Here is an 8,218-nt window from a genome sequence, read left to right as displayed (position 1 = left end):
CGGTCGGTACGCGGGGTTCAGGCCCGCGACCACTGCATGCTGGTCGCGGAGCCGCAGGTCCGCTGCTCCAGGGCGGCGCCGAGGGCGGTCGAGCCGCCCACCACGTTCAGGCACTTGTTGCTGTTCAGGTTGACCAGGTTGTAGTACCCGTTGCCCGCCGACCGCCAGGTGAAGACCTGGTTGGTGCCGCCGTGGCAGGTGTACTGCACCACCTGGGCCCCGTCGGCGGTGGAGAAGTTGAGGATGTCGGCGCACTTGCCGCTGTGCACGCTCTGGAGGGTGACGGTGCCGTTGCCGGCGTCGTTGAACCGCCACTGCTGCCAGGGGTTGCCGTTGGCGTTCCACTGCCCGATGACGGCCAGGTCCTGGGTGTTGGGCGACTGGACGTCGATGACCTGCCCGCTGTTGCGGTTGGTGACCCGGTAGGAGGTGGGCCCCGGGTTGGTGCCGGCGCTGAACTGCCACCAGTTCACGTTGAACAGGTTCCCGCTGCCCCCGGTGAAGCGCAGGTAGAGGTCCCGGGTGCCGGTGGCCCCGGAGATCCCGCAGGAGGTGGTGGTCCAGTTCTGCCAGCCGCCGGTACCCCCGACCTGGCAGGTGCCGACCAGAGGGCCGGTGGCGCTGTCCAGGCGTACCTCGATGGCGCCGCCGGAGGCGGCGGAGGCGGTACGGGCGGTGAAGGAACTGGCCCCGGTCCCGAAGGCGACCCCCTTGACCTTGATGTAGTCGCCGTTGCCGATGTACGCGACGGCCATGCCGCCCTCGCTGGCGGGTTCGGTCTCGATCCCCTGCCCCCAGGCGATGGTCTCGGCCTCCTGGCGGGTGTACGGGTTGAGGGTGCCGATCTGGGGTGCCCCCTGCGTGGTCATGTTCATCTGGGGGATGGTGCCGTTGCTGTTGTAGGTGAACTTCTCGACGGCGACCGAACGGGTGTAGCCGCTGCCGCCGGGTAGGGCGCCGTTGTGATAGAAGAAGTACGATCCGCCCTGGTAGTCGACGATGCCGGGGTGGTTGGTGAAGCTGGCCCCCTGACGGGGCATCACGGTCCCCCGGTAGGTCCAGGGCCCGGTGGGTCCGGGGGCGGTGGAGTAGCCGATGAACTCGGAGCAGCACTCGGCGGCGAAGACGTTGTAGTAGGTGCCGTTGCGCTTGTAGACCCAGGGCCCCTCCTCGTAGAGGGTGGGGCGGCTGGGATTGCCGGTGCGGGTGCCGAACCCGGCCGTGGTCAGCGGGATCTGGGTGGGGCCGCCGGAGAACGAGATCATGTCCGGGTTCAGGCGCACGTACCACAGGTTCGGGTTGCCCCAGTACAGGTACGCCTGCCCGTCGTCGTCGATGAAAGCGTGCGGGTCGATCTCCCCGTTGCCCACCAGGGGCCGGCCGATGGCGTCGCGGAACGGCCCGGTGGGGCTGTCGGCGACCCCGACCCCGATCACCATGCCACCGCCACGCTGGCGGACCGGGACGTACCAGTAGAACTTCCCGTTGCGGGGGATGACGTGGCCGGCCCAGGCGTCGGCCTCCGCCCAGGCGAAGGTGGACAGGCTCATCGGAACGCCGTGGTCGGTCCAGTTCACCATGTCGGCCGACGAGAAGACCCGCCACTCGCGCATGGTGAAGTAGGTCGAGCCGTCCTCGTCGCGTCCGGTGTAGAGGTAGACGCGGCCGTCGTGCACCATCGGCGCCGGATCGGCGGTGTAGATGTGCTGCACGATCGGGTTGTCGGCGCGGGCGGGGGTGCCCGGGAGCAGGGTCGAGATCAGGATCAGGCTCACGAGCCACGCCAGGTACCGCGTGATCCTGGACGTGGCCGTCGAGGGGCGGGCGACCGTCATGGACCTCTCCTCGTGGTGGTAGGGGGTGGGGGGCGCCTGGTCGGCCAGCGGAGCCGCCGGTCGGGTCGGCTGCCTCGGTGGCGTCAGTAGCCGACCCGGAAGGTGGCGTCCGCCCGGCCGGTGGCGTCACCGATCTCGTGGATGTAGAGCTGGTTGCCCTGGTGTCGCAGGTACCGGGTGGGGAAGTTGTGCGACCGGAACGACGACCAGCCCGAGTTGGCCAGGCCGGCGACCCGGTGGAAGGTGGCGTCGGCGCGGAAGCCGGCGGTGTTGTCGTTCGCCGCGAGCACCACGCTGTAGTTGGCGTGCCGCAGGTACCGGCCCGGCTGGTTGACCGACTCGAACGACACACCGGCCGGGTCGGCGAGGCCGGGCACGAGTCGCCACTGCGAGTCCTGGTAGGGGTCGAACGGCATCGCGTCGATGCGACCGACCCCGTTGGCGTGCCGCACGTACGAGCCGGGCAGGTTCCAGGACTTCAGCCGGTTCCAGGCGGTGGTACCGCCGTACCGGTTGAGCAGGTTGGTGCGGTCGGTGGCGCTGATCGGGTGGATCGAGTTGTGCTTGGCGTTCAGCGGTGGCGTGTAGGTGCGCTGGTCGACCGGGCTCCAGGTGCCGGTCACAATGTCACCCTGCCAGGCCAGGAAGACGCTGTTGGGGCAGAACGTGTCACCCCACAGCCACCACGTCGCCGAGGTCAGCGACTTGACCAGGGTGGGCGCCTCGATGCAGCCGCCGCCGGTGCCGTTGGTGTAGCGGGTGAAGCTGCCCGGGTTCAGCGAGTTCGACCGGGCGCCCTGCAACGTCGAGGGGGAGTTGTTCTTGTAGTACAGGTAGTTCGTGCCGTCGACGTTGGTCACCAGGTGCGAGTCGATGACCCCGGCGGGTCCGCCGTCGAAGAGGACCACCGGGGAGGTGACGTTCACGAAGTTCGACGTGTAGACCACCATGATGACCGAGTGGTCGCGGCCGGTCGGCACGGTCGAGAAGGTGATCCCGTACTGGTTGCGGCCGGCGTCCCAGTAGATCGACGGTGCCCAGGTGAACGAGTTCGGGTTCGGCCAGTTGACGTTCAACAGCCGGTCCGACGACCAGTTCACCAGGTCCCGCGAGGTCCAGATGTGGATGTTCGGGTTCGGCGCCCAGAAGTTGCCGCCCACCGGGATGTCGGTGGCCGCCAGCACCCAGGTGCCGTCGTTGAGCCGGAACAGGAACGGGTCACGGATGCCCCGGGTGCCCACCGTCGGCGTGAGGATCGGCTGGTTGTTGTTGAGCGGTGTCCACTCCAACGCGTCGGAGCTCACCGCCAGGTGCACACTGTTGACGTTGCCCGCCCCGCTCAGCGACTCCTTGAAGTAGGCCATCACGTAGGCGGAGTCGGCGGCCATCGCGGGCGCCGGCGCGACGACCGCCGCCACCGACGTGAGCAGCACGGTCACCACCGCCAGCACCGTGGCGCGCAGCGACCTCGGTCGTCTTCTCGACCACCCTCGGACGACACCGTGGTGGGACATGTTCCACTCTCCTTCCGGACCATCCCGCCGTGGGCACGGCCACGGCCACTCCGTCGGCAGCGGCGTCGGGCGAGGAGCGGACACCGGCGCGGCGCCGAGCGCGCGACGAGCCGAGGCGCACAGCGGTCGATCCCCGCGCCCGGCCGGGCGCCGGTCACCGTGGCGCGCCCTCCGGTGTGCGAACCCGTGCGGCCCGACCAGACCAGTCTTTGTGAACGCTCTCACCTTCGGCCGACCTCGCACGAGCGCGCCCTGTCATGCGCCGATGACAGTGACCCCCGCCCCGCACCACTCAAGTGTGAACGTTAACATTGGCGTCCGTCAAGATTTGGCAACACGGATACCCGAGCGGCACCGCGCCCCCTCGATCGCGCCACCCGCCGACCGCCGGGCACGCGGGAGGAACCCCGTCGCGCGGCAGACCCGACGACACTCCCCGGCCTGCCGGCTGCGGCACGCCGGGGGCAGCCCGCCGGCGAGCCGCACGCCGGCCCCGGCCTACCGGGCCGGCCCGGCCCCCGCGACCCGCCTCAGCCGGTCAGGTCGGCGACAGCCCCGTCCCGCGGCCGTCGGCACCCGAGCGAACGAACAACAGGAAGTGGTCGCGCAGGCCCGTCAACTCCCGGACGTCGTCGTCCCTGATGATCGGCTCACTCGCCGCCAGGGTGTACCCGTGCTCGGCCAGCACCGGGGAGAAGTCGAGGCGGGCGTAGTCGTCCTCGTGGCTGAGCAGCTCCGCCCCCTCGTTCGGCACGATCAGCAACGCGGGCACCTCCAGACGGGCGAGCATCCCGATCCAGGCGGTGATCGCGCTCATCGGCATCTCCGAGAAGGAGTGGACGTTGACGGCGAGGTCGGGTCGGGCCGCCGCCGCCTTCTCCTCCCACTCGTCGAGGTCCAGGACGACCGCCCTGTCGTCGACGCCGCGAAACCGCAGGTACTGCCGGCTCAGGAAGGTCGACTCCGCGATCGCGTCGACGCAGAGGTACCGGTGCAGCCCGGGGCACGCCTCCACCATCCGGTGGGCCAGCCGGCCGTAGCCGGCCCCCACGTCGAGCACCGTGTACCCCTGGCGCGACAGCAGGCCCCAGTGCCGGTCGAGGAAGTAGATCTCGTTGACGGAGTCGAGCAGGTCACGGCTCACCAGCGGCAGCGACCGGTAGCTGAACGTCCAACAGCCGAAGGCGCCGTCCTCGGCCAACCGCCCCAGCAGTCCGCGCTCGTCCATCGCGGCGACGTAGCGCGCGTAGAGATACGTCTTCAGCTTCGGGTTCTCGCCGAGCTGCCGCAACTGCCAGACATAGGCGTTGTCACCCCGGAAGTAGCGCAGGTTGAAGTCACGCTGCCGGGTGTTGTGCCGCCAGAACCTGCCGGGCCGCAGCGGTGACGCGACCGCCTGGTAGCGCCGACGCAGGTCGGTCAGCTCCTCGTTGTGGTCGACGAGCACCCGCGCCATCTCCACCGGCACCGGCTGGGCGGCGTTGTGGGTACCCGCCCACCTGCGCAGGCGGTAGCTCGTGACCGAGGACGAGGTACGGACCGCCGTCAGCCCGAGCGAACGGAGCAGGTGGCGCGCGGACGAGAGCAGGAGAGGCTGCCGGTGCACAGCGTGCTTCATGCCGTCATCCTGACAGCAGTGAATGACTGACGTCTATATACGTGCGCCGTGCGGTGGGTCCCGACCGGGGTCCGGCCGGCACCCACCGCACGTCCGCAGGGTCGTGCTCAGGCTCCCGTCAGCTCCGTGGCTCGATCCAGATGTTGCGGTACTCCACCGGGTTCTGGTGGTCCTGCAGGCGGATCGACCCGGTCGCCGGACCCTCGGGGATGTTGCCGCCGGTCGGGCCGGTGATCGCCACGTCGTCGTGGACGAGCACCCCGTTCCAGACCACGCTCACCCGGGCGTTCTCGACCTTCGCCCCGGTGCCGTCGTAGCGGGCGGCCCGGTACTCGATGTCGTAGGTCTGCCAGGTCCCCGGCGGGGTCGCCGCGTTGACGTCCGGCGCCTTCTGCAGGTAGATGGCACCGGCCTCGTTGGTGTCCAACGTCGGGTCGCCGTACGAGTCCAGGACCTGGATCTCGTACCGCTCCTGCAGGTAGACGCCGCTGTTGCCGCGGGCCTGCCCGGTGACCTCCGGCGGGAGCACCGGCACCTTGAACTCCACGTGCAGCGTGAAGTCACCGAAGGCCTGGCGGGTCCGCAGGTCACCGCCGCTCACCCGCATCGCGTCGCCCTCGACGCGGGGCCAGGACGCGGAGCGGCCGTTGGTGTGCTGCCACTCCGACAGGTCACCGCCGTCGAACAGGACGATCCGCTCACCGGGGCGACGGACCGTGATCAGGTCCAGGTTGACGTGCCCGGTGTCGGTGGCGTCCACCCGGTACTCGATGGTGTTGGCCCCCTTGCGCAGGGTCAGGCGCTCGGTCTTGGTCGCCCACTCCTTCCAGGTGACCGTGCTGGGCAGGACGGTCTGGCGCACCTTCCGGCCGTTGACGTGGATGCTGATGGTCTTGTCGCCCACGAACGGGTTCGGGCCGTTGCTGTAGCGCAGCCCGACCTCGTACTCACCGGCGCGGCTCACCTCGGTGTGGATCGTCGTCGAGGCGTTGAGCGCGCCGTACCCGTCGACGAAGCCGACCCCGGAGAAGCCCGCGTGCTCGGTGTCGATCGCCGCGCCGCCCCGGCGGTGGCCCTCCTCGAACTCGTAGAACACCCGGTCCGGCTGCGCGCCGGGGATGTTGTTGAGGGTGTACCACGCCTCGGTGCTCCAGAGTTCCTCGCCGTTGTTGGCGGTGAACGAACGCGGCGAGCGCAGGTAGACCACCCGGTCACGCTGGAGGCCGTCGACGGTGAGGGTGACCGTCCTGCGGTCGTTGGACACCTTGACCGACTCGACGCGGAGCGTCTCCTGGTCGACCTTCGGCCCGCCGTACGTCGGCGTCGGGGCGTAGCGCCACTGCTCGACGCGGTACCGCTGGGAGATGTTCTGGATGGTGTCGGTGGAGAGCGGCCGGGTGTACTCGATCGTGAAGCCGGTCGGGGTGGCGCTCATCGACTTCATGTCGAAGGTCCGGGTCCCGTTCGGGGTCAGCTTCTGCAGGCCGTGGCGGAGCTTGCCGGCCTGGCCCCAGTTGCCGTCCGCGCCGAGCCCACCGACGTAGATGTCGCCGTCCGGGCCGAGGGTGACCCGGTTGACGCCGGCCTCCAGGCCCTGGGTGTGGCGGAACACCGCGCCCTGGTACTGCCCGTGGACCTTCTCCAGGTACGCCCGCTGCAGGCCACCGTAGGTGACGTCCCCGATCAGCAGCTGACCCCGGTAGGGGCCCTTCTTGAGCAGCACGGGGGTGCTCGGCGAGTTCGCGATCTCGTTCTGCGGCAGCCAGAGCACCGGCCGGGTCACCGGGTTGGCGTCGAAGCGACCGGCCGGGCTGGTGTAGTGGTTGTAGAAGCGGTCCTGCTCGATGTGGACCAGCTTCGAGGCGGGCACGTACCCGCCCTGGTTGTCGGTAACGAACAGCCCGTTCTCCGGGCCCCAGCCGATGCCGTTCGGGGTCCGCAGGCCGCCGGCGACGTAGCTGACCTTCCCGGTCCGCCGGTTCACCACGACGCTCGTGCCCCGGTCGCCGACCGGCTGCGGGTTGGTGGTCGCGCCGCCCCGGTCGATGGCCACGGACAGGTTCAGGTAGAAGTTCCCGCCCTTGTACAGCAGGCCGAACGCGAACTCGTGGAAGTTGCCCCCGTACGGCCAGGTGGCGACCGTGCGGTACTCGTCGGCGACCTCGTCGCCGTCGGTGTCCCGCAGCTCGGTCAGCTCGTGCTTCTGTGACACGTAGATGGTGCCGTCGACGACCGCGACGCCCATCGGTTCGGTCAACCCGCTGGCCACCCGACGGTAGGTGACCCGCTCCGGGCCGGTGGCACCGGTCACCTCGTCGACGATGTAGACCTCGCCGGTGCGCTGGTCGGTGCCGCCCCAGGTGCTGATGACGAGCCGGCCGTCGGCGGTCCACGCCATTCCGGAGACCTGCGGGGTGAACCCGGCGGGCCGCAGGTCGGTCAGGGTGTAGTCGGGGTGCACCGAGTCCAGCGGCAGGCCGTCGCCGGGTGAGTCGTCGATCCCCTGGCAGGCCTTGAAGCCGGGGGCGGTGACCCGGACCACCCCGGCGTCCGTGCTCAGCGCCGAGGTCGGGACGACGACGAACCCACTTGCGCCCGGCGGCTGCCACGAGAGGGTGAGCTGCTGGCCGCTGCCCGCCTCGAAGTGCTCGATCCACAGGGTGTGCGGGCCCTCGGTCAGGGTGACCGTGCCGTCTTTGGACGTCGCCCCGTGCAACCCGTCGTGGTCGATCACCACGGCGCCGTCGAGGTGCATCCGCGAGCCGTCGTCGCTGGTGAGGCGGAACGTGTAGGTGCCGGCGACCGGGATGTGCAGGTTGGCGTGCACGTGGGTGACGAAGTTGTCCGCCAGGCCGAAGTCGGCGGCGCTCGTCCAGTCGATGACCGGCATCAACTTGTCGACGTTGGGCGTCTGCCCGGGCTTGAGGGTGCAGATCTCGCTGAGCGGTACGCGGACGTCGTAGGTGCGCAGGGTCACCCCCGGCTCCTGGGGCGGCAGGTTCGCGGCCCGGGCCGGGTCCGGCGACGGCACGACGGCAGCAAGCCCGATGACCAGTGCGGCACCCAACATGGTGCCGAGGTGGCGGGCGCGTGGGGAACCTAGGGGCATTCCCGTTCTCCCTTTCGACGATGCTCCAGACACGCGTCGACCCTGCCGTCCCGGGGGACGCGGGGCGGCAGAGGTGAATCTCGATCGCGACTGGGAGCATCATCAGCCACATTCATCGGAATATCTAGTTCTTTCCACGAGG

General features: G+C 69.7%; 4 protein-coding genes. All 4 read right to left on the bottom strand.

Annotation, left to right across the window (positions count from 1 at the left end; all coding sequences use genetic code 11):
- Positions 1-17: 17 nt before the first annotated feature.
- Positions 18-1,835, bottom strand: a complete 1,818-nt coding sequence (locus AWW66_RS22560) for a family 43 glycosylhydrolase (protein ID WP_083978766.1) — start codon at positions 1,833-1,835, stop codon at positions 18-20.
- Positions 1,836-1,918: 83 nt separating this feature from the next.
- Positions 1,919-3,349: a glycoside hydrolase family 43 protein gene (locus AWW66_RS22555; RefSeq protein ID WP_083978764.1), complete on the bottom strand. Its 1,431-nt coding sequence runs from the start codon at positions 3,347-3,349 to the stop codon at positions 1,919-1,921.
- Between the two features lie 538 nt (positions 3,350-3,887).
- A complete protein-coding gene (locus AWW66_RS22550; RefSeq protein ID WP_067370002.1) occupies positions 3,888-4,967 on the bottom strand; it encodes a putative sugar O-methyltransferase in 1,080 nt (359 codons plus the stop codon).
- A 118-nt stretch (positions 4,968-5,085) separates the two neighbouring features.
- Positions 5,086-8,037 (bottom strand): 3-keto-alpha-glucoside-1,2-lyase-like domain-containing protein, encoded by a 2,952-nt coding sequence (locus AWW66_RS22545; protein WP_211272062.1) that lies wholly within the window; start codon positions 8,035-8,037, stop codon positions 5,086-5,088.
- Positions 8,038-8,218 lie beyond the last annotated feature (181 nt).

The organism is Micromonospora rosaria, assembly GCF_001567585.1.
Lineage (GTDB): Bacteria > Actinomycetota > Actinomycetes > Mycobacteriales > Micromonosporaceae > Micromonospora > Micromonospora rosaria.
Note: the sequence above shows the minus strand (reverse complement) of the source record. Positions and strands in the feature narration are given on the sequence as shown.